The sequence below is a fragment of the Pseudomonas sp. KCJK8993 genome (assembly GCF_046230915.1).
Lineage (GTDB): Bacteria > Pseudomonadota > Gammaproteobacteria > Pseudomonadales > Pseudomonadaceae > Aquipseudomonas > Aquipseudomonas piscis.
The window spans coordinates 1-21064 of the sequence record NZ_JBJJLO010000093.1; the positions used below are offsets into that span (position 1 = coordinate 1).

The 21064-nt window shown below is 64.2% G+C and carries 22 protein-coding genes, 1 tRNA gene and 1 pseudogene; 6 read left to right on the plus strand and 18 right to left on the minus strand.

The window, feature by feature from the left end; genetic code table 11:
* From phnE to phnD, 3 genes are all read right to left on the minus strand, one after another.
* A partial coding sequence (gene phnE, locus ACK6AU_RS23780; protein WP_409301770.1) for a phosphonate ABC transporter, permease protein PhnE occupies nucleotides 1–767 on the minus strand: 767 nt, incomplete at its 3' end.
* Nucleotides 764–1564: a phosphonate ABC transporter ATP-binding protein gene (gene phnC, locus ACK6AU_RS23785; protein WP_409301772.1), complete on the minus strand. Its 801-nt coding sequence runs from the start codon at nucleotides 1562–1564 to the stop codon at nucleotides 764–766. The genes phnC and phnE, both read right to left, overlap by 4 nt.
* Nucleotides 1561–2433: a phosphonate ABC transporter substrate-binding protein gene (gene phnD, locus ACK6AU_RS23790; RefSeq protein WP_409301774.1), complete on the minus strand. Its 873-nt coding sequence runs from the start codon at nucleotides 2431–2433 to the stop codon at nucleotides 1561–1563. The genes phnC and phnD overlap by 4 nt, the downstream gene beginning before the upstream one ends.
* A 111-nt stretch (nucleotides 2434–2544) precedes the next feature.
* On the opposite strand from phnD, the gene ACK6AU_RS23795 reads away from it, so the two are divergent.
* A complete protein-coding gene (locus ACK6AU_RS23795) occupies nucleotides 2545–3405 on the plus strand; it encodes a LysR substrate-binding domain-containing protein (RefSeq protein WP_409301776.1) in 861 nt (286 codons plus the stop codon).
* A gap of 212 nt (nucleotides 3406–3617) precedes the next feature.
* On the opposite strand, the pseudogene ACK6AU_RS23800 reads toward ACK6AU_RS23795, so the two are convergent.
* Together ACK6AU_RS23800 and ACK6AU_RS23805 are read right to left on the minus strand one after the other, a co-directional pair.
* Nucleotides 3618–4070, minus strand: a pseudogene (locus ACK6AU_RS23800) (transposase); the annotation flags it as partial.
* A gap of 358 nt (nucleotides 4071–4428) precedes the next feature.
* The gene (locus ACK6AU_RS23805) at nucleotides 4429–4770 is read right to left on the minus strand and encodes a hypothetical protein (protein ID WP_409301778.1); all 342 of its coding nucleotides are present in this window, start codon (nucleotides 4768–4770) and stop codon (nucleotides 4429–4431) included.
* Between the two features lie 117 nt (nucleotides 4771–4887).
* Between ACK6AU_RS23805 and ACK6AU_RS23810 the strand changes: the two genes are divergently transcribed.
* On the plus strand, nucleotides 4888–5601 hold the full coding sequence (locus ACK6AU_RS23810) for an SDR family NAD(P)-dependent oxidoreductase (RefSeq protein ID WP_409301780.1): 714 nt from the start codon (nucleotides 4888–4890) through the stop codon (nucleotides 5599–5601).
* 123 nt (nucleotides 5602–5724) lie between these two features.
* Here the strand turns inward: ACK6AU_RS23810 and ACK6AU_RS23815 are convergent, their stop codons facing one another.
* The 5 genes from ACK6AU_RS23815 to ACK6AU_RS23835 form a co-directional block, all read right to left on the minus strand.
* Nucleotides 5725–5961 carry a phage baseplate assembly protein V gene (locus ACK6AU_RS23815; RefSeq protein ID WP_409301782.1) on the minus strand — a complete coding sequence of 79 codons (237 nt, stop codon included), beginning with the start codon at nucleotides 5959–5961 and terminating at the stop codon, nucleotides 5725–5727.
* Between the two features lie 276 nt (nucleotides 5962–6237).
* Nucleotides 6238–6311 (minus strand) — tRNA-Gly (locus ACK6AU_RS23820).
* 151 nt (nucleotides 6312–6462) lie between these two features.
* Nucleotides 6463–7347, minus strand: coding sequence for an alpha/beta fold hydrolase (locus ACK6AU_RS23825; RefSeq protein ID WP_409301784.1), 885 nt, complete (start codon nucleotides 7345–7347; stop codon nucleotides 6463–6465).
* 343 nt (nucleotides 7348–7690) lie between these two features.
* Entirely contained in the window at nucleotides 7691–8383 is a 693-nt protein-coding gene (locus ACK6AU_RS23830; protein WP_185697996.1) for a pseudouridine synthase, read from the minus strand.
* 33 nt (nucleotides 8384–8416) lie between these two features.
* Nucleotides 8417–8641 carry a cysteine-rich CWC family protein gene (locus ACK6AU_RS23835; RefSeq protein WP_185698150.1) on the minus strand — a complete coding sequence of 75 codons (225 nt, stop codon included), beginning with the start codon at nucleotides 8639–8641 and terminating at the stop codon, nucleotides 8417–8419.
* A 264-nt stretch (nucleotides 8642–8905) separates the two neighbouring features.
* Between ACK6AU_RS23835 and ACK6AU_RS23840 the strand changes: the two genes are divergently transcribed.
* Nucleotides 8906–9289: a hypothetical protein gene (locus tag ACK6AU_RS23840; protein WP_185697997.1), complete on the plus strand. Its 384-nt coding sequence runs from the start codon at nucleotides 8906–8908 to the stop codon at nucleotides 9287–9289.
* Nucleotides 9290–9320: 31 nt separating this feature from the next.
* On the opposite strand, the gene ACK6AU_RS23845 is transcribed toward ACK6AU_RS23840, so the two are convergent.
* On the minus strand, nucleotides 9321–10433 hold the full coding sequence (locus ACK6AU_RS23845; RefSeq protein ID WP_409301787.1) for an enoyl-CoA hydratase/isomerase family protein: 1113 nt from the start codon (nucleotides 10431–10433) through the stop codon (nucleotides 9321–9323).
* A gap of 131 nt (nucleotides 10434–10564) precedes the next feature.
* Here ACK6AU_RS23845 and ung point away from each other — a divergent pair, with 131 nt between their 5' ends.
* Nucleotides 10565–11257, plus strand: a complete 693-nt coding sequence (gene ung / locus ACK6AU_RS23850) for a uracil-DNA glycosylase (RefSeq protein WP_185697999.1) — start codon at nucleotides 10565–10567, stop codon at nucleotides 11255–11257.
* Between the two features lie 177 nt (nucleotides 11258–11434).
* On the opposite strand, the gene ACK6AU_RS23855 is transcribed toward ung, so the two are convergent.
* The 5 genes from ACK6AU_RS23855 to ACK6AU_RS23875 all read right to left on the minus strand — a co-directional run bounded on the left by ACK6AU_RS23855 (nucleotide 11435) and on the right by ACK6AU_RS23875 (nucleotide 16860).
* Nucleotides 11435–12460, minus strand: coding sequence for an AbrB family transcriptional regulator (locus ACK6AU_RS23855; protein WP_185698000.1), 1026 nt, complete (start codon nucleotides 12458–12460; stop codon nucleotides 11435–11437).
* On the minus strand, nucleotides 12453–13967 hold the full coding sequence (locus ACK6AU_RS23860; protein WP_185698001.1) for a tripartite tricarboxylate transporter permease: 1515 nt from the start codon (nucleotides 13965–13967) through the stop codon (nucleotides 12453–12455). Before ACK6AU_RS23860 ends, ACK6AU_RS23855 begins: the two co-directional genes overlap by 8 nt.
* Nucleotide 13968: 1 nt before the next feature.
* The gene (locus ACK6AU_RS23865; protein ID WP_409301790.1) at nucleotides 13969–14427 is read right to left on the minus strand and encodes a tripartite tricarboxylate transporter TctB family protein; all 459 of its coding nucleotides are present in this window, start codon (nucleotides 14425–14427) and stop codon (nucleotides 13969–13971) included.
* Nucleotides 14428–14484: 57 nt separating this feature from the next.
* Nucleotides 14485–15471: a tripartite tricarboxylate transporter substrate binding protein gene (locus ACK6AU_RS23870; protein ID WP_185698003.1), complete on the minus strand. Its 987-nt coding sequence runs from the start codon at nucleotides 15469–15471 to the stop codon at nucleotides 14485–14487.
* 102 nt (nucleotides 15472–15573) lie between these two features.
* Nucleotides 15574–16860, minus strand: coding sequence for an OprD family porin (locus ACK6AU_RS23875; RefSeq protein ID WP_409301792.1), 1287 nt, complete (start codon nucleotides 16858–16860; stop codon nucleotides 15574–15576).
* 233 nt (nucleotides 16861–17093) lie between these two features.
* Here ACK6AU_RS23875 and ACK6AU_RS23880 point away from each other — a divergent pair, with 233 nt between their 5' ends.
* Nucleotides 17094–17765, plus strand: a complete 672-nt coding sequence (locus tag ACK6AU_RS23880; protein WP_022642855.1) for a response regulator — start codon at nucleotides 17094–17096, stop codon at nucleotides 17763–17765.
* Nucleotides 17758–19155 (plus strand): sensor histidine kinase N-terminal domain-containing protein, encoded by a 1398-nt coding sequence (locus ACK6AU_RS23885; RefSeq protein WP_409301795.1) that lies wholly within the window; start codon nucleotides 17758–17760, stop codon nucleotides 19153–19155. The genes ACK6AU_RS23880 and ACK6AU_RS23885 overlap by 8 nt, the downstream gene beginning before the upstream one ends.
* 10 nt (nucleotides 19156–19165) lie before the next feature.
* Here the strand turns inward: ACK6AU_RS23885 and ACK6AU_RS23890 are convergent, their stop codons facing one another.
* Entirely contained in the window at nucleotides 19166–19987 is an 822-nt protein-coding gene (locus ACK6AU_RS23890) for an HDOD domain-containing protein (protein ID WP_409301797.1), read from the minus strand.
* 37 nt (nucleotides 19988–20024) lie between these two features.
* Nucleotides 20025–20966: a YgfZ/GcvT domain-containing protein gene (locus ACK6AU_RS23895; RefSeq protein WP_409301799.1), complete on the minus strand. Its 942-nt coding sequence runs from the start codon at nucleotides 20964–20966 to the stop codon at nucleotides 20025–20027.
* Nucleotides 20967–21064: the final 98 nt, after the last annotated feature.

Sequence of the window (21064 nt, forward strand, 5' to 3'; positions counted from 1 at the left end):
TCCGCGAGCACCACCATGACGGTGATGACGACGATGCAGGTGGCCGTCTCCTGGTACTTGAACAGCTTCAGGCTGCTGACCAGCTCGAAGCCCAGGCCGCCGGCACCGACCATGCCGAGCACGGTGGCCGAGCGCAGGTTGACCTCGAAGCGGTAGAGCACCACGGCGATCCACGCGGTGATCACCTGCGGCAGCACGCCGAACACGATCACCTGCAGCAGCCGCGCACCGGTGGCCTGCAACGCCTCGATGGGACCCTGGTCGATCTCCTCGATGCTCTCGGCGAAGAACTTGCCGAGCATGCCCACGCCGTGCAGTGCCAGGGCCAGCACGCCGGGGAAGGGGCCCAGGCCCACGGCGGAAACGAATACCAGGGCGAGGATCAGTTCGTTGATGCTGCGGATGACGTTGAGCAGCTGGCGCGTGGTGAGGTACAGCCAGCGGTTGCCGTGCAGGTTGCGCGCGGCGAAAAAGCCCAGCGGAACCGCCAGCACTATGCCCAGCAGCGTGCCCCAAAGGGCGATCTGCAAGGTCTCCAGCGCCGGGCCCCAGAGGCTCGGCAGGATGCTCAGGTCCGGCGGCAGCGAGCGGCTGAGGAAGTCGCCGATCTGCGGCAGGCCGCTGGCCAGTTCGCTCCAGCTCAGCTGCGCGCCCTCGGCGCTCCAGTGCAGCAGGTAGAGCACCACCAGCACGGCGGCGCCGGTGGTCAGCCAGCCGCGCTTGGTGTGCGGGGTTTCGACCATCCAGTGGTGGCTGCGCAGATTCATGCTCCGGCTCCTGTTTCGCTGGCGTAGACCGCGCGGGCGGCCGCCTGATAAGCGGTTGCCTCGCTGCTCGGGCGTTGTTGGTAGATGCGCCGCAGGGCTGCGTCGTCCAGTTGTTCGCGGCTGCCGTCGAACACCAGGCGGCCGTTGGCGAGGCCGACGATGCGGTCGCCGAATTCCCGTGCCAGGTCCACCTGGTGCAGGTTGCACACCACGGTGATGCCCAGCTTGCGGGTGGCTTCGCGCAGGTAGTGCATGACCAGATGCGCGGTCTTCGGGTCGAGGCTGGCCACCGGTTCGTCGGCGAGGATCACCTGCGGCCGCTGGGCCAGGGCGCGGGCGATACCCACGCGCTGCATCTGCCCGCCGGAAAGCGAATCGGTGCGCGCCTCGGCTTTGTGTTCCAGCTCCACCCGGCGCAGGCACTCGCGGGCCATGGCGACATCGTCGCGGCTGAACAGCTGCAGCACCGAGGCGAGGGTACCGACGCAGCCCAGGCGCCCGGTGAGCACGTTCTTCAGCACCGATAGGCGCGGCACCACGTTGTGGTGCTGGAAGATCATCGCCACCCGCCGGCGCAGTTCGCGCTGGTCGCGCGCTTGCATGGCGTCGACGCCTGCGACCTGCAATTCGCCGCCGTCGGCCTGGGCCAGGCGGTTCATGCAGCGCAGCAGGGTGGATTTGCCAGCGCCGGACTGACCGAGGATCACCACGAACTCGCCGGCCTCGATGCGCAGGTCGATCCCGCGCAGCACCGGGTTGTCGCCGTAGCCCTTGATCAGCTGGGCGACGCGGATCATTTCAGGCTCCGCAGGTCGAGGTCGAGCACCTTGGCGGTCTCGCGCACGACGTTGTAGGCGGCGTCGTTGGTGGGCTGGAAGCCATCGAGCAGGCCCTGGTCGCCCCACGGCACGTCCTTGATCGAGGCGAACGCGGCGACCAGTTTCTTCTGTAGCTGCGGATCGAGGTTCTTGCGCCAGACCATGGGCGATTCGGGGATATCGTCGGACTTCCACACCACCTGCATGTCGTCCTGCTTGACCTGGCCCGAGCTGATCGCACCGGCGAGGATGCGGTCGGCCACGGCGGCGGCGTCCACCTTGCGGTTCGCCACGGCGAGGATGCTGGCGTCGTGGGAGCCGGAGAAGATCACCCGCGAGAACAGCGCCTTCGGGTCGTGCCCGGACTGCTCGAGGCCCGCCTTGGGGAACAGGTGGCCGGAGGCGGAACTCGGGTCGACGAAGGCGAAGGTGTGACCCTTGAGGTCGTCCAGGCTGCGGATGCCGCTGTCCTGACGGGCGATGATCAGGCTGTGGTAGGCGCTGGCGCCGGTCTTCTTGGTCACCGCCACGGCGAAGGCGTCGGCGCCGGCGACCTGATGCGCGAGCACGTAGGAGAACGGGCCGAGGTAGGCGACGTCGAGTTTGCCGGCGCGTAGCGCTTCGATCACGCCGTTGTAATCGGTGGCCACGAAGGGCTTCACCGGCATGCCCAGGCGTTCTTGCAGCTGATCGAGGACCAGTTGGCTGCTCTTGATCATGGCCTGGGAGTCCTCGGAGGGGATCAGGCCGACGGTGAGGGCATCCTGCGCGTGGGTGGTGGATGCCAGGGTGGAAGCGAAGGCGAGCGGCAGCACGGCGAAGCGGAACAGTCTGGTCAGCGAAGTCATGGCGTTACCCGGAGGTTGTGTTCGGTAGCGCCAAATCTAGGGCTGTCATGTGACAGTCACGCCATCAAATCAATATGGGTTCGAGCATAAATCCATTGATAGGAGCTATGGATGTCCACCGCCCGCCTGCGTACCTTCCTCGCCGTGGCCCGCCACGCCAGCTTCAGCGCCGGAGCCAGGGCCATCGGCCTCAGCCAACCGACCGCGACCACGCAGATTCAGGGGCTGGAGCGAGAGTTCAACGTCGAGTTGTTCCACCGTCGGGGCCGTCGCATCGAACTGACCGCCGTGGGCCGGGCGCTGCTGCCCATCGCCCAGCAGATGTCGATGCTCGAATCCGAGGCGACCAACCTGCTGCGCGATTCCGGAAAGCTCAACCGCGGGCAGTTGAAGGTCGGCGCAGTCGGGCCGTTTCACGTGATCGAGATGGTCGACCTGTACCGCCGCGATTACCCGCAGATCGATGTTTCGATCCGCATCGGCAACTCCGCCTCGGTGCTCGCCGACCTGGAAAACTATGTCACCGACGTCGGCGTGCTCGCCGGCCTGCATGACGACCCGGCGTTCGTCGCGCAGCTGTACGCGCGGCACCCGGTCATCCTCTTCGCCCACGTCGACCATCCGTTCGCACGCAACGATGAAGTCCGCCTGCAAGCCTTGCAGGGCCAGCCGCTGCTGCGCCGCGAGCAGGGCTCGACCACTCGCGTGGCGCTGGAACGCGAGCTGGACAAGGCCGACGTCACGCCGCGCATCGCCATGGAGATCGGCAGCCGCGAAGCCCTGCGCGAAGCGGCGATTCGTGGCATCGGCATCGGCGTGGTGTCCGAGGCGGAATACATCGCCGATCCGCGCCTGAAGGCCATCCGCATCATGGGCGATCCGGTATGCACCGAAACCTACCTGTACTACCTCGCCGAGCGCCGCAGCAGCCAGGTAATAGCCTCCTTTCTGCGTTGCCTCGCGCGTGGCTGAGAACTTATTGCGTGCCGCTCATGGAGTATGTCGAGGTCCGCTTCTGGGGCAGATTGTGTGAAAACGCAGTAAGCACATCGAAAACTCAGAGGTGCGCGGATTGCCTGTGGAATCAGCGAGAGCGCGAATAGCCTTACCCAGCGAAAAAGGCGCTTGCAGTGCTATATGGACCGCGTCAGTGGCCCCTATAGCGGGTCAGTAACGGGCGGGGTTTATGCCCTGATCGCCTCAAGTAGCCCTGCGACGCCGAAGATGCTCATCATTCGTTTGAGGTTGTAGGCGAGCACATGCAGGCTGATCTGCGTGCTCACTCAGGGTAGCGTTTTGGTCAGGAAGTGCGTCGAGCCCATCCAGTGCTTGAGCGTGCCAAACGGCTGTTCGACGGTCTGGCGGCGGACGCCCATCATCTCGGGCTGATGATCGAGGCGACGTTGCATTGCATCGATGACATCCTCGTGCTCCCAGCGTCGAACTCTCCTGAATGGCTCACGGGGGCACTGCGATCGGAGCGCACATTGCTTGCCGTTCGAATTCCGGTACGCATGTGTGGTCAGGCCGGCCTCAATATTCATGTAGCGATAAATCAGGCTTTGCCACGCAGGACAGCGGTACTCATTCTTCTTCGGCACATACACAAAGTCCTGCTTGCCGAAGCGCCCGTCCGCCAGGTCAAGTTGCTCGACGAAGACTTCCACTATCCGGATCGGATTGTCTTCAGCGACGAAATCATCCAGGCATTCGGGCAACAAGCTGGCCTGTGTCCGGTTCGCTTCCTCGATGAACCGCTTCATACGCCGCTCCCGCTGACGTTGCTTCAGCATCTCTAGGCGAGACGGGCGTTTTCACACAGATTCGTAGCGCACGTGCGCTCAATGAGTGCTGCGGTCGATCGCCCGGCGCACCTTCCTCTCGCGATGGGGCCACCCTGAATTTGAGGTGCAGCGTGGTCTCGACCGAAGGTGGCACTTCGGTCGACGGATAGCTCAGGTTAGGTAGGTAAAGAAAGATTCGGCTGACGGGGCGTCAAGAGACCAATAATTGAGTAATGCGTAGGTTTCGTTGTTGGTGTTCTGCCGGGCGTATTTGCGTGTGAACCAAGGACAGACTGACCTGATAGGCGTAGATCAGGTAGGCGCGATCCTTGGCTTGATCCGCACTGATACCGATCTGGATCAGCAGGCCTTCGATGTAGCTCAGGCGGTGGCTATCCACCTCGTCGATCGCTTGACGCGCCTGCTTGTCTTGACGCGCCCAGGCTCGAATGCCCAGTTCGATTGAGGCAGCTTCTTTTGCCGTCTGACCATGGTGAGGCAGTTCGAGCAAGCGCTCCAGCTGCTCTCTTGGCGAGGACTGGGCGTCGCGCAAGTGAGCGATGACGTCTTCAGTGGCGCGGGCTCGCCAGGTTCGGCGAGTTGATCGACCGAATACTGAAAGATATCCAAACAACATTTGCAACTGACTATGCAGGCGTTATGGCGTTCGATGGCCTTCTCGACTCATCCGCTCATCTCGCCGCGACGCCAGATTTTGGCTGGACGTCGACTTGCCGGCCTGATCAATAACGCTGGCACCAGCGTTGCCGGCCCCTTGGCCTTCCAGCCCATTACCCAGATTCGCAATACGTTAGAAGTCAACGTGTTCGGTCTCCTTTCCGTCACACGCGCATTTTTGCCCCTTCTCGGTGGACGGGAGGGGTATGACGGGCGGCCTGGTCGTATCGTCAATATTGGGTCGACCTCGGGGGCGATCACCGTCCCCTTCATGGGCGCGTATTCTGCCTCGAAGCATGCCGTGGAGGCCCTCACGCAGGGGCTCCGCAGAGAGTTGCGGATCTACGGCATTCACGTGTGTGCGGTAGAACCGGGATTCATCAAGTCCAACCTGATTCAGAAGACCGTGTCCGCGCGCCCTGATGAGCTTTATCAGGATTCCCCCTACGCCTCTCTCTGGAGCACCTTCAGCAAATACCTCGTTGAGCAAGAAGGCACCGGCAAGAACCCCAACCTGATCACCCGGGCGGTCACTCATGCGATCCAATCCGACTCTCCGCGCACGCGATATCCGTTGGATTCCGTGTGGCATATCGGCCGTTTGTTGTCGGATCGAGCATTTGATGCCCTGATCTGTCGGAAGATTGGCCTCCGCGAGCTCCTGAGCGGGAAGAGAGCAACGCCTTCAGCTGCCCGCAACGCCTGAATCGGTCAAACCCGGTGCTCCCTTCGCTCCGCTAGGACCAGGGCCACCAATTTTCGACGCGCATTTGCAGTCGACGCTGACGCCGAAAAGCGGCCCCTCTTCACGGGAGGGGGCTTGTATGGATCATCGTTTGGGAGTTGGCTCAGGTCGATAGGGGCGAAGGACCACGCTGTCGTACTCGATCACCGTGCCGTCGCTGTACGTGCGGCCGTGCAGGCCGGCATGGTTGCCATCGGCCGGCACGCTGTCGCTGAACGGGCCGGTCAGGACCGCGGCGTTACCGAGCTGGCCCGAGGGGCTGATCAGCAGGACCTGCTCGCCGGCGGTGGGCGGGGCATGACGACGCCGAAGCGGTTTCAATCAGGCGGCGAGGGTGGCTAGATCGTTTATAGCGCTGATAGTGCGCGCTACGCGTATATGGTTGCCACATATCACCAGGCTCTCAGATGTGTTAGTGAAAAACTAACCGTCCTGACCGTTTTCCGATGGGGCAACGTGAAACGCCGAAAGCACCTAGGGGGTGGCGCTGGCTGAGGTCTCGCTGCTGTTTGCGCATGCATTCACACAAACGGCCCCCGAAACGGCCCCCAACTGATTGCAGTCATGTACATGCACCGCTGGAGGCCTTGAAATACTTGGAGCGGGTGAAGGGAATCGAACCCTCGTTATCAGCTTGGGAAGCTGGAGTAATGCCATTATACGACACCCGCTCGAACGGCTGACTTTGTACCAGATGTGGCCGTGGATTTGAAGTTTTTCTTTATCCGATCTGTACTTGCGTGTCCCTTCGATGTTGCCAGGGCGCGCCACGCGCCCGCTATTCATGCGGTTCGAGGACGGTGGCGGCCTGTGGAAACCCCATCAACTGGCACGTGCGTGCTGGCCCAGGGCATAGATCGGGCGGACTGGGTAGTCATGCAGGCCCGGCTTGAGGAAGTTCAGCAGGGCCCGGCGGCTGTCGCGACAGGCGGCCTTGTGCTCCATGTCGAGAAAGTGCCCGGTGGCCTGGATGGTGCTGAAGCTCGAATGCCGCACGTGGTTGGCGAACAACTGGGCATCCTTGGCCGAGGTGTATTCATCCCATTCGCCATTGATGAACAGCACCGGGACCTGGATGTTGCGCGCCGCCTTGACGTAGCACTGGCGATCGCCGTGCAGCATGTGGCTGATGTGGAAGCGCATCTGCCCGTACTCATGCTCGGCCAGGCTGCTCACATGGCGATAGTTGAAGCGCTTGAACAACGATGGCAGGTGCTTGCCGATGGTGTCGTTGACCAGGTGGCCGACGCGATGGCGGTCAAGGTTGCCGAGGTAGTCGACCCCGCGCTCCAGATAGTCACGCATCGGCTCGTTGATCACCGGCGAGAACGAGCTGATCACGGCCTTTTCGATGTGCCGTGGTCGCTGGGACAACGCTTGCAGGGTCGCGGCCCCGCCCCAGGAAAACGACAGCACATGTTCGGCGGCGAAGTGCTCGATCAGCTCCAGCAGGATCTGTCCCTCGATTTCCTTGGTCAGCATGCGCTCATGCCGGTTGTGGGCCTTGGAGCGACCCGCGTAGGGCTGGTCGTAGAGCACCACGTTGAACTGCGGATGGAGGTTTTTCACGGTCTGGGCAAAGGACGCCGTGGTCGCCATCGAGCCATTGACCAGGATAATGGTCTTTTCTGCGGCCTCTGCGCGATAGAACTCCGTGTAAACCCGATACTGACCCTGTATATCCAGCACAGCGATTTCTGGCCTCATGTCATAAGACTCCTGGCAAGCGGGTATGCGCGCATACGATTGAGTGTGCACGGGCAATGTGACAGGTAGGCATACGCCTGGAATCGAAGCCCATGTCGATCCGGTAAGGCAGGTCGACGGGTGTTGTTATTGGCGGGCGGTTACCGGGGGGAATGCAGAGCTGGCAGGCTCAGGCCGGCTGAAGACTTATTGTTGGTTCTATTTTGTGTCGCTTCTATTTTGTGACTGGTCGGTCACAATTCGGCCGACGGACTGATTCAAGCAGGGCAATCACGAACCTGCAAGTGCCGTTGGGCAAATTGTTCGACAGCGTCCGCCCAGTGGTCGTCCTGTACCCAAGTCTTCAGATCAGGGCGATCTCGGCGGCGCTGAGCGCCCGGTATCCACCTGGGGCCAGATCCGGGTCGAGCACCAGCGGACCCATGCGCTCGCGATGCAGGCGCAGGACCTTGTTGTCGAAGTGGCCGAACATGCGCTTGACCTGGTGGTAGCGCCCTTCGACGATGCTCAGCCGGGCGCTGCGGGGGCCAAGGATCTGCAGTTGGGCAGGCAGGGTGGTGAGGTCTTCGAACGCGAAATACAGGCCACGGGCGAAGGTCTGGACATATTCAGGGCCGATCTCTTGTTCGGTCTCCACGTAATAGAGCTTGGGCAGCTTGGTCTGCGGTTGGGTCAGGCGCCGCGACCAGTTGCCGTCGTTGGTGATCAGCATCAGTCCGGTGGTGTTGTAGTCCAGGCGCCCGGCGATGTGCAGGTCCTCTGGATCGGGTTCGTGGATCAGCTCGAGCACGGTCTTGTGCTCGGGATCGCGAGTGGCGCTGACGCAGCCCATGGGCTTGTGCAGCATGAAATAGCGCGCGGGCTTGCCGGCCTGGAGCAATTCGTCATCGAGTTCCACCCGGTTGAATTCGCGGACGTCGGCCCTGGGATCGCTGACCGCCTGGCCATCGATGCGCACTCGGCGCTGGACCAGGAGCAGCCGGACCTGCTGGCGGTTGAAACGTGGCAGGTTGCTGAGGAAACGATCAAGGCGCATGGGGCAGGGGAGCGCTCGGCAGTGGGTGCAGGTTCATGGGCGGGGGCGCGCGTCTTCGCCTTGGTCCAGTTGCGCCTCGACCCCGGCACAGCGCGGACACAGGCAGGACTGGTTGCGCAGCTCTGGCGGCAGGCCTTGGATGATGGCCGGGTCGATGCTCACGCTGTAGCACCAGCAGGCCCGGCCGGCACTGCGCGGGTCAGCCAGGGTGCAGTCGTTGCGGGCGCCACAGGCGGGGCAGAACTCGGGTCGGTCCATGGTCGGGGCGAGAGCGGTTCGGGACGAAGGAACGTGCAGGGTGTCTGCCGATGGCCGGCCGGTCAAGTCGTTGCTCACGATTCGCCGGGCTTTTTCATCGGACTGCGGGGCGAGGATACCGATGGTCGCAGACAGGTATCAATGTGTTGCAAAAAAACGCACTGAAAGGCGTTTTCACGGTCAGATATTTCGTCAATCGGCCATTTGCCGATTGCCGCCCGCCAGCGTCGCTGGTGTGGCTTCTTCGCGGTCCAGGAGGCCGCCATGTATCGTCGACTTGTGCTGATTGCCTTGCTGGGTTCTAGCCTTTGTGCGTGTGCGCCTTACTACGCCGGGGACTACTACGATTCGCAGATCTACAGCTCCCCGGCGCCGGCCTATTACTACGGTGGCGGTTCTTCCTATTACTACTCCACCGGGCGTGGTTACTACGCGCCGCGTTACTACCAGCCTGCGCCCCGTTATTACCGGTCGTCCCCGCATTACTACCAGGCGCCGCGCGCGTTGTACCGGCCATATCCGGACCGTGGCTGGGGTGGGCATGACCGCCGCGGCGACTGGAACAACGACAATGGCGGCAACCACGATTGGGGCGGCCATGGCCACCATGACCGTGGCGACCGTGGCCGGGGAGGGCGCGGCCACTGATCCCCGGTTGTCGAGTCTTTCCTGGGACTAACTAGTAGTCGGTGAGGTCCGCCAGTGGATGGCGGCCTTCCCAGACCTTGTGGAAGTGCGCCTGCACCACGGCCTCCGGTACGCCGTTGATGTCCGCCCAGTGCCAGTGTGGCCGCTGGTCCTTGTCGATCAGGCGCGCGCGTACCCCTTCGGCGAACTCCGGGTGCCGGCAACAGTTCAGGCTCAGGGTGTATTCCATCTGGAACACCTCGGCCAGGGACAGGTAGCGCGCCCGGCGGATCTGTTCCCAGACCAGGTGGGCGGTCAACGGGCAGCCTTCGCCGAGGGTCTTGGCCGCACGGCTGTAGAGGGCGTCCGGATGGTCGCGCAGCTGGCTGATGGCGCGCCAGGCGCAGGCCACGTCGCTGACATCCAGCCATTGGTCGATCTGTGGTCGGCGTGGCAGCCATTGGGCTGCGGGCAACTGCCCCAGGGCTTCCTGCTGCAGGGCGCGGAACAGGCTGTTGAGCTGGCGCGCAGTCTGCTCCTGCCAGTTCAGTTGCAGCAGGCCCTCGATCAGTTCTTCTTGCTGTTCATCCAGCAGGAAACGGTCGGCGAGATCCAGGTCCAGGGCATCGCGGGCGTTGATGTGGGCGCCGGTGAGGCCGAGGAACAAGCCGAGCTTGCCGGGCATGCGCGAAAGGAACCAACTGGCCCCCACGTCGGGATACAGGCCGATGCTGATTTCCGGCATCGCCAGGCGGCTGCTGGGGGTGACGATGCGGATTCCAGCCCCCTGCAACAGGCCCATCCCGCCGCCGAGCACATAACCATGTCCCCAGCAGATCAGCGGCTTGGGGTAGGTGTGCAGGCGATAGTCCAAGCGATATTCGGCGGCGAAGAAATGCCCGGCCAGGGGCGGTACCTCGCCCGGATGCGCCAGGCATGCCTGGGCCAGGCTACGCACCTCGCCTCCGGCACAGAAGGCCTTGGCGCCATTGCCGCGCAGCAGGACGCAGACCACCTGGGGATCCTTGGCCCAGGCCTCGAGACGCTCGCTCAATTGCTGGATCATGGGCAGCGAGAGGGCATTCAGGGACTTTTCCGCGTCCAGGGTGGCGATGGCAATACGCGCGCCACCGGTGGCGGTGAGTTCTTCGACGTGCAGGTTCATCGTGACCTCGTTGCTAAACCAGAGCGGTCAGTATGATCGCTGTGGGGGAAAGTGCCGGTTATGTGTCAGATCAATTGACAAGCGAAGTCGGCTTTCCTAGGGTGCGGCCATTGTTTTTTTCGGGCATGGCCATGACTGCTGACGATCGTATCAAACTCGAACCGAGCTGGAAGGCGGCCCTTCGGGCCGAGTTCGACCAGCCCTACATGAGCGAACTGCGGGAGTTCCTGCGCCGGGAACACGCTGCCGGCAAGGAGATCTATCCGCCCGGCCCGCTGATCTTCAATGCCTTGAACTCGACCCCGCTGGACAAGGTCAAGGTGGTGATCCTCGGCCAGGACCCCTACCACGGCCCGGGCCAGGCCCATGGCCTGTGCTTCTCCGTGCAACCCGGGGTTCCGGCGCCACCTTCGCTGGTGAACATCTACAAGGAGCTCAAGCGCGACCTGAACATCGATGTGCCCAATCATGGCTATCTGCAGAGCTGGGCCGAGCAGGGCGTGCTGCTGCTCAACACCACCATGACCGTGGAGCGGGCCAATGCGGCCTCCCATGCGGGCAAGGGGTGGCAGTTCTTCACCGACCGGATCATCGAGGTGGTCAGCGAGCACCAGCCGCACCTGGTGTTCCTGCTCTGGGGCGCCCACGCCCAGAGCAAGCAGAAGCTGATCGATAGCACCAAGCACCTGGTGCTGACCTCGGTGCATCCATCGCCGCTGTCAGCCTATCGCGGCTTCTTCGGCTGCGGGCATTTCAGCCGCGCCAACAAGTTTCTCGAGCAGAACGGCGAGACCCCGATCGACTGGCGCTTGCCAGCGCTGTAGCAGGCCGTTGAAAAAAGTAAGCGAGGCAGTCAGCGCCAGGCAAAAACAGGTGAAAAAGCGCAGTTTACGCGTGGTGAATGAGCATTTTGACCGGGCTGGCGCACCAGACTGTTTTCGACGCCAGCGATGGCAACGCAGATGGTTTTTCAACGGCCTGGTAGACAAAGCCGGCAGCCGCTAGCCCTTGTTCCAGTGGCGGAACAGGGGCTCGGCGAGAAACAGCACGAACAACAAGCGCATCACTTGCATCGCCGTCACCAGCGGCACCGAGAGTTGCAGCACCTCTGCCGTCAGGCTCATTTCCGCGATTCCCCCGGGCATCATGCCCAAGGTCAGCGAGCGCAGGTCCAGTTGGGTCAGCAGGCTCAGGCACCAGGCCGCGAGGCCGGCGATCAGCATGCTCATGGCCGTGCCCAGCAGGGTGCGTCCCATGAACGAAGGGGCCTGGCGAAAGAACTGACGGTTGAAGTGGCATCCCAGCCCGCTGCCGATCAACCACTGGCCCATCTGGCTGGCGCCATCGGGCAGGCCGGTGTGCAGGTTCCAGGCGATGCTGGCCACGGCGCTGAGCAACAATGGGCCGAACAGCCACGGGTTGGGTTGGCGCAGCCACTGCCAGAGCCAGGCCAGCAGGGCGCCGGCGGGGAACAGCAGGGCCAGCCAGCGCCAGTCGACGCTGGCGCTGTGCAGCACCGGCGTCCCCTGGCCCAGGAGGTACTTGAACGCCGCCGGTACGCACAGCACCACCGCCAGCACCCGCAGGCTCTGCCCAGCCGCTACCCGGCTGAGCACCGCGCCGTTGCGCGCGCCGAGGTTGACCATCTCTGCGGAGCCGCCGGGCATGCTGGAAAAGAACGCGGTGGCGCGGTCCTCGCCGGTACGCCGCAGCAGCCAGACCGCCATCACGCTGGACAGGCTGGTGACCAGGGCTCCGCAGAAAATCAGGCCGAAGTGGCTCATCACCTGGTCCATCACCGCCGGGGTGAAGTGCAGGCCGATGCCGATGCCCACTATCCATTGCCCGCACTTGCGTCCCCCAGGGATCTGCGCCAATTGCCAGGGCGTCAGGCTGCGCACCAGGATGATCGCCAGCAACGAGCCGACCATCCAGGGCAGGGGCCAGCCGACCTGGCTGGCGAGATAGCCGCCAGCCAGGCCCACCAGTGGCGTGCCCCACCATTGCCGCAAAGCGCCTTCAGACATCGGTCACCACGCGCTGGCGGGCCGAACGCTTGCGCCAGATACGCAGCAGCGGCAGGCACAGCATGCACGCCGTCAGTACCCAGACCCCGAGCGTGATCGGGCTCGACCAGAGGATCTCCAGCGCGCCGTTGGAGATCGACAGTGCACGACGCAGGTTCTGCTCCATCAAGCCGCCGAGGATGAAACCCAGCAGCACCGGCGAGAGCGGGAAGTCGAGCTTGCGCAGGATGTAGCCGAAGATGCCGATGCCCACCATCAGGAACAGGTCGAAGGTGGTGGCGTGCACGGCATAGACGCCGATCGCGGTGATGATCGCGATGGCCGGCACCAGGGCCCAGTTCGGCACCGCGAGGATGCGGGTGAAGAGGCGGATCATCGGGATGTTGAGGATCACCAGCATGACGTTGGCGATGAACAACGAGGCGATCAGGCCCCAGACGATGTCCGGTTGTTGCTGGAACAGCAGCGGGCCCGGGGTGATGTTGTACAGCGACAGGGCGCCGATCATCACCGCCGTGGTGCCCGAGCCCGGCACGCCCAGGGTCAGCATCGGCACCAGGGCGCCGCAGGCCGAGGCGCCGATCGCGGTTTCCGGAGCCGCCAGGCCGCGTTTGTCGCCCTGGCCGAAAGTGCCGCTGGCGCCAGCGATGCGTTTCTCGGTCATGTAGGCCACGGCGCTGGCCAGGGTCGCCCCGGCCCCGGGCAGCACGCCCATGATGAAGCCCAGCAGGCCACAACGGATGTTCACTGCCAATACCGCGGCCGCTTCCTTGAAGTTGAACAGCATGCGCCCGGTGGCCTTGACCGCTTCCTGGCCACGGTGAGTCTTCTCCAGGAGCAGGAGTATCTCGCTGATGGAGAACAGGCCCAGCACCAGCACCACGAACTGGATGCCATCGGCCAGGTGGATGTTGTCGCCGGTGAAGCGGTACACACCGCTGTTGGCATCGATCCCCACTGCCGACAGGAACAGCCCGATCAGCGCGGCGATGAAGGTCTTCAGCGGCTTGTCGCCGGCCATGCCGCCGAGGGCGACGATGGCGAACACCATCAGCACGAAATACTCCGCCGGGCCGAAGGCGATGGCCCACTGGGCCAGCAGCGGGGCGAACAGCACCATGCCGCAGGTGGCGATGAGGGCACCGATGAACGAACTCCAGGCCGACAGCGACAAGGCCACGCCGGCCAGGCCCTGGCGAGCCATCGGATAGCCGTCGAGGGTGGTCATCACCGTGGAGGCCTCGCCGGGGATGTTCAGCAGGATCGAGCTGATGCGCCCGCCGTACTCGCAGCCCAGATAGACCGCCGCCAGCAGGATCAGCGCCGATTCCGGCGGCAGGCCCAGGGCGAAGGCGATGGGGATCAGCAGTGCCACGCCGTTGATCGGGCCCAGGCCCGGCAACAGGCCGACCACGGTGCCGATCAGGGTACCGGTGAGGGCGGTGACCAGGTTGTAGGGGCTCAGGGCCACGCCGAAGCCCTGGCCGAGGTAGCTCAAGGTATCCATGTCAATTCTCCAGAACGTCGAGCAGGCCCAGGGGCAGGGGCACGTCCATGACCCGGTCGAACAGCCAGTACAGGCCGATGCTGAGCAGGCTGACGATCACCAGGCTGGGCCACCAGCGGCCGCCATACAGGCGGGCCATGGGGACGCCGGCGAGGATTCCGGCGAGGATGAAGCCCAGGGGTTCGAAGGTGCCGGCCAAGACCAATAGCAGGGCTACGCAGAGGCCGATCTTGACCAGGGCCTCACGGTCCAGGGGTGGTTCGTCGTCGCTGTGCCTGATCGGTGTCGGACGCACCAGCAGGTACAGCAGCGCCAGGCCCAGCAGGCCGAGCATGAGTAGCGGAAAGGCCCTTGGGCCCACGGGTTCGTAGGAAAAGGCCGCCTGGTACGGCCAGGCCATCAGCGCGAGGCTGGCACAGGCCAGCAACAGCACCGAGGCGAATAGACGTTGGACGAGCATGGCTAACTCCCGGGCCCGACCCTCGCTGCGCAAGGGCCGGGTCGTCAGAATGGGGGGTCACTGGATCAGGCCGAATTCCTTGGCCAGGGCCTTGTAGTCGGCCACCTGTTTCTTCACATAGGTGTCCAGCTCCGGGCCGGTCAGGGCGAAGGGGAACAGCTCGCGCTGGTCACGCAGCTTGGCGAACTCCTCGGAGGCCAGGAGCTTGTCGAAGGCGTTTTTCCACCAGGCATACTCCTCGTCGCTGACCTTCGGCCCCAGGTAGAAGCCGCGCACCACCGGCCAGACGATGTCATAGCCCTGTTCCTTGGCGGTGGGGATGTTCTTCATTTCCGGCTCGTCCAGGCGCTGCTCGGAAAACACCGCCAGCAAGCGCATGTCGCCGGCGAGGATGTGCGGCATGGAGTCGGAGATGTCGGTACTGCCCACCTGGATGTGCCCGCCCAGCAGGGCCGTGGCGATTTCCCCGCCGCCCTCCAGGGCCACGTAGCGCAGGTCCCGCGGGTTGATCCCGGCGGCCTTGGCGATCAGCGCGGTTTGCATCCAGTCCTGGCTGCCGACGGTGCCGCCGGAGCCGATCACCACCTTGCTCGGATCTTTCTTCAGGGCCGCGACCAGGTCATCGAGAGTCTTGTAGGGCGAATCGTTCTTCACCGCGATGGCGCCATAGCTGGTGCCCACGGCCGCCAGCCAGTGCACGGCGTTTTCATCGAAGCGCCCGAACTTGCCCTGGGCCAGGTTCAGCAGCGAACCGCTGGACCAGGCCACCAGGGTCCCGGCATCGGCCGGGCGCTGGGCCACCACCGCGTTATAGGCCACGGCCCCGACGCCGCCGGGCATGTAGGTGACGCGCATCGGTTTGCTGAGGATCTTCTCGTTGACCAGGGCGCTCTGCACCAGCTTGCAGGTCAGGTCGAAGCCGCCGCCGGGGGAGGCCGGGGCGATGCATTCCGGGCGCTTGGGTTCGGTGGATGCGGCCAGCAGCTGGCCGGTGAACAACAGGCAGCCGGCGGCGAGGGCCAGTTTACGCAATGAAAAGTCCATGAGTGTCTCCACAGGAGTTGTTATCGGTATGCCCGGGTCGTCCTCGATCCCTGGGCGCAGGGGCCGGCCTGCCGGCATCGGCCATGTACGCGGTCCGTGGGGTCACCACAGGGCCACGCTGTAGCTCACCAGCAGGCGTACCTCGTCCGCGTCGCGAGCCGAATAGTTGGAGCGGTAGGTGGCATTGCGCAGGCGCACCGCGACATCCTTGAAGGTGCCGCTTTGCACCACGTACTTGAGCTCGGTGTTGCGTTCCCATTCCTTGCCGGTGTCGCCGTTCTTCAAGGCGATGTTGTCGCCGCTCAGGTAGCGGGTCATGAAGCTCAGGCCGGGAATCCCCAGCTTGGCGAAGTCGTAGTCGTAGCGGGCTTGCCAGGAACGTTCCTCGGCGCCGGCGAAGTCGTTGATCTGCACGAAGTTCACCAGGTAAGGGTCGCTGCCATCCGCATAGGGAAAGGCGCTGTCGCCGGACAGGTGCTGATAGCCGGCGCTGAGTTTATGCCCGTCCAAGGCATAGCTCACCAGGCCGTTGAGGGCGCGGTTGTCGATCTTGCCGCCGCGGGCCTGGCCCTGGTCGTTGCTGATGGCCAGGCGCAGGTCGCTGGTGAAGGTGCCGGGGCCCAGGGGACGCGATGCCAGCAAGCCGAGGAAGTGCTGGTTGTAGACGTCGTCCAGCTGGGCGAAATGGTAGCTGGCGGTGATTTTGTCGCTGAGCTTGTAGTCCAGGCCGCCGAAGTTGAAGTGCTTGCCGGCCACGTTGCTGGCGAAGCGGCTGTTCTTGTTGTTGAGGCGGATATCCTCGTAGTTGCTGTCGTCGCGGTCCTTGGCTTTGTCCAGGCGACCGCCGGTGAAGGTCAGGTTGTTGATTTCCCTGGACGTCAACAGGCCGCCCTGGAAGGTCTGCGGCAAGATCCGCCCATCGTTGGGCTTGAGGATCGGCAGCTCGGGGATCAGGCTGCCGATCTTCAACTCGGTAGCGGAGAACCTGACCTTGCCGGTCAGGCCCAGCTTGGAATACTGGTTGGCCGCGCGACCGTCGTCGTGGGTCGGCAACAGGCCGGTGCCGGTGCGGTCGGGGCTGGAGTCGAGCTTGATCCCGAGCATGCCCAGGGCATCGACGCCAAATCCCAGGGTGCCTTCGGTGTAGCCCGACTGCAGGTTGAGCATGAAGCCCTGGGCCCACTCGTCGCGCTTGGATTGCTGGGTGCGGGTGCCGTCGCGAAAGTCGCGATTGAAGTACATGTTGCGGGTTTCGAAGGTGGCGCTGCTGTCTTCGAAGAACGCGGCCTGGGTCAGCGGAGCGGCAAGGGCGGCGGCGCTGGCGAGGGCGGTCGGGGTCAGGCGGGAGAAACGCACAGGCGCGCTGGCCTGGGAGTGCGGGGATGGCATCCGGTGGTACTCCGATATTGTTCTTATTCTGATGAAAACGCTTCGAGGCGCTTTGCATGTCGGCGGAGCTCGGCAAGGCTGCCGAAACTTTCCGTGACAGGACTCTAAAGGGCCAACCTTTCGCTAACCTTTCAGCCAGCTTTCAAGGTTTTCGGGCTTCACAGCAGCGGTTGCGGCGGTACACTCCGCGCGCAAAAGGACTGTCGATTCCCCCCTGAACGAGGTGCAAAACCATGCGGGTCCTGCTGGTCGAAGACCATCTGCAACTGGCTGAAAGTGTCGCCCAGGCGCTCAAGAGCACGGGCCTGACCGTGGACGTGCTGCACGATGGGGTGGCCGCTGACCTGGCGCTGAGCAGCGAGGAATACGCCATGGCGGTGCTGGATGTCGGCCTGCCGCGCATGGATGGCTTCGAGGTGCTGGCGCGCTTGCGCACCCGTGGCAAGAACCTGCCGGTGCTGATGCTCACCGCTCGCAGCGACGTCAAGGATCGGGTGCATGGGTTGAACCTGGGGGCCGACGATTACCTGGCCAAGCCTTTCGAGCTGACCGAGCTGGAGGCCCGGGTCAAGGCCCTGTTGCGCCGCAGCGTGCTGGGCGGCGAGCGCCAGCAGCGATGCGGAGTGCTGGCCTACGATCTGGATACGCGGCGCTTCACCCTGGGCCAGGAGCTGTTGACCCTGACCTCGCGCGAGCAGGCGGTGCTCGAGGCCCTGATCGCCAGGCCCGGGCGGGTCATGAGCAAGGAGCAGCTGGCGTCCCAGGTGTTCGGCCTGGATGAAGAGGCCAGCCCGGACGCCATCGAGATCTACATCCACCGTTTACGCAAGAAGCTCGATGGCCACGCGGTGGCTATCGTCACCTTCCGTGGCCTGGGCTATCTGCTGGAAAGTCGCGATGCATAGGCCCAGCAGCTTGCGCTGGCGCCTGTTGTGGAACCTGGCGCTGTTGCTGGTGGTATTGATGCTGGCCAGCGGCCTGAGCGCCTACTGGAACGGTCGCGAGGCCGCCGACACCGCCTACGACCGAACCCTGCTGGCCTCGGCGCGGACCATCGCCGCCGGTTTGTCCCAGCGTGATGGCAGCCTCAGCGCCAACGTGCCCTATGTGGCCCTGGACACCTTCGCCTATGACAGCGCAGGGCGGATCTACTACCAGGTCAACGATATCCACCAGCAGTTGATTTCCGGCTACGAGAACCTGCCGGGACCACCGCCGGGCACCCCGCGCACCGATGACTACCCGGCCCTGGCGCGATTCTACGATGCCACCTACCAAGGGCAGAACGTGCGGGTGGTGAGCCTGCTCAAGGCGGTCAGCGAGCCGAACATGAACGGCATGGCGGAAATCCGCGTGGCCGAAACCGATGAAGCCCGGGTGGCCATGGCCCGCAGCCTGATGGCCGATACCCTGTTGCGCCTGGGGATGTTGGCCATCGGTGCCTTGCTCCTGGTGTGGTTCGCGGTGAGTGCCGCGTTGCGGCCGCTGGAGCGCTTGCGCAGTGCGGTGGAGGAGCGCCAGTCGGATGATTTGCGTCCCTTGCCACTGGTGTCGGTGCAGCATGAACTGGGACCGTTGGTACGGGCCTTGAACCATTTCACCGAGCGCCTGCGCGGCCAGTTCGAGCGCCAGGCGCAATTCATCGCCGATGCGGCGCATGAGTTGCGTACTCCCCTGGCGGCGCTCAAGGCGCGTCTCGAACTGGGGCTGCGTTCCCAGGAACCGCAGACCTGGCGTTCGACCCTGGAGAACGTGGCCCAGGGCACCGATCGCCTGACTCACCTGGCCAACCAGCTGTTGTCCCTGGCCCGGGTGGAAAACGGCGCCCGGGCCATTGCCGAAGGCGGGGCGCAGTTGCTCGATCTCAGCCAGCTGGCCCGGGAGCTGGGCATGGCCATGGCGCCGCTGGCCCATGCCCGGGGCGTGGCGCTGGCCCTGGAGGCCGATGAGCCGGTGTGGCTCAAGGGCGAGCCGACCCTGCTCAACGAGCTCTTGAGCAACCTGCTGGACAACGCCTTGGCCCATACCCCGCCGGGCGGCAACGTGGTGCTGCGGGTCACGGCGCCGGGAGTGCTGGAGGTGGAGGACGACGGTCCGGGGATTCCCCTGGAGGATCGCGAGCGGGTCTTCGAGCGCTTCTACCGGCGCAACCAGCAGGTGGTCGGATCGGGCTTGGGCCTGGCCATCGTCGGCGAGATCTGCCGCGCGCATCTGGCACAGGTCAGCCTGCATGACGGCCAGCCGTCGGGCTTGAAGGTGCGGGTGAACTTCGGCGCTGACCAGGAGCCCCTGTAGGGCGTACCACTCAGTAGAGCATCGAGCGCGACTCTTCGAGGTCGCGGCACATGGCCTGGTCTTCCGGGTCGATCTTCAGCTTCTTGAAAGCAGGCACGCTCAAGGCATCGACCCGCGAGAGGCGATGGTCGGTGTCCTTGTGGCAATACAGGATAGCGACCTGGACCAGGTCGACGTAGTCGATCCCGGCGGCTTGGCGCTTGAAGTCCAGGTACTGCTCGGGGATCTGCGCCAGTTGCTCGGGGAATTCCCAGACTTGCAGCAACTTGTTCCCCAGCAATGGATGGATCTGTTCGATCACGTGATTGAGGCTGACCGGGTCGGCCAGCAGCTCGTAGTGGTCCTCGGCGTAGGTCAGGATCGGCAGCACGCCAATCTGGTGCACCAGGCCGCCGAGCGCCGCCTGGTCCGGCTTGAGCTGGCTGTAGCTGCGGCATAGGGCATAGCTGACCCCGGCCACCTCCAGGCTGCGCCGCCAGACGTCGCGCATCTTGCGTTCCACCACCTCGGAGCGGGCGTTGAAAATCTGCTCCATCACCAGGCCGATGGCCAGGTTGCTGCTGTAGTTGACTCCCAGGCGGGTGATGGCGGTGTGCAGGTCGGTGACTTCCTGGGCCGCCCGCAGCAGCGGGCTGTTGACCACCTTGATCAGCCGCGCCGACAGGGCGGTATCGCGGCCTATCACCTTGCTCAGAGTGCTGACACTGATTTCCGGGTCTTCGGCGGCCTGGCGAATCTGCATGGCCACCTCCGGTAGGGTCGGCAGGACCAGGTCATCGTTGTCGATGGCCTCCAGCAAATCCTGTTGGACCTTTTCCGCCAGCTCAGTCATCTCGGTTCTCTTGGGTGGTGCAGGAAAGGGCGGGCGATCAGCGCTGGATTTCGCGATCACGGTCCAGCTGGTATGGCAGCTCGAGCAATTGCAGGCCCGGTCCTTCGGGCGTCCCCAGGTGCAGGTTGCCATCTTCCACGGCCTCGGCCTGCAACACCGCCAGTAATTCGATCCGCTCCGGGGCGCGGGCCGCCAGGACCACTTCACCGATGGCGCTGCCGTGGATCGGGGCAAACAGCGGAGTGCCGGGCTCCGGTTGTTCGTCCGTGGCCAGGGCCAGGCGGTACAGGCGGCGCTTGAGCTTGCCCAGGTACTGCATGCGGGCGACGATTTCCTGTCCGGTATAGCAACCCTTCTTGAAGCTGACGCCCCCCACGGCCTGCAGGTTGAGCATCTGCGGGATGAACAGCTCGCGGGTCTGTGCCATGACCTGGCCCAGGCCGGCCCGGATCTGCCCCAGCAGCCACTGGTTCAGCTGGCCTTCGGGCAGTCGCGCGGCCAGTTGCTGGCCCAGGCTGGCGGCGCGTTCGGCCGGGACCCAGAGTTCGGCGCGGTCGCTCGAGACGCGCACCGCGATCAGGCCATCTGCCCGGGCCACGGCACCGTCTTCCTGGGGCAGTTCCAGGCCCAGCTGGTCGAGGGCGGCCTGGGCCGAGGACAGGCCGAAACGGGCCCAGCGGGTGCTTTCATCGCTGAGCGTGGCCTTGGAGAACACCGCGTATTTCTTCAGGTCCGCCAGTTGCGGCTCCACCAGTTCGCCGGCCATGGCCAGCAGGCAGCCGTCACCCTCCAGGAGGATACGGAAACTGGATTGCATGCGGCCTTTCTGGGTGCAGCGGGCGCCAAGGCTGGACTGGCTGTCGCTGAGGTAATTGAGGTTGCAGGTCAATTGGCCCTGCAGGAATTTGCCGGCATCGGGGCCGCGGACGGCGAGTACGCCTTCGTGGGACAGGGGGCAGAAAAAAGCGGAGTCAGCCATGGTTCATCGCAGGGTAAAAAGTCTGGGGCACATCATAAGGGGGCGCCTTTGAAATGGATAGTTCACAAAGGATAGGCGGTGGCCGACCAAAGCCGACT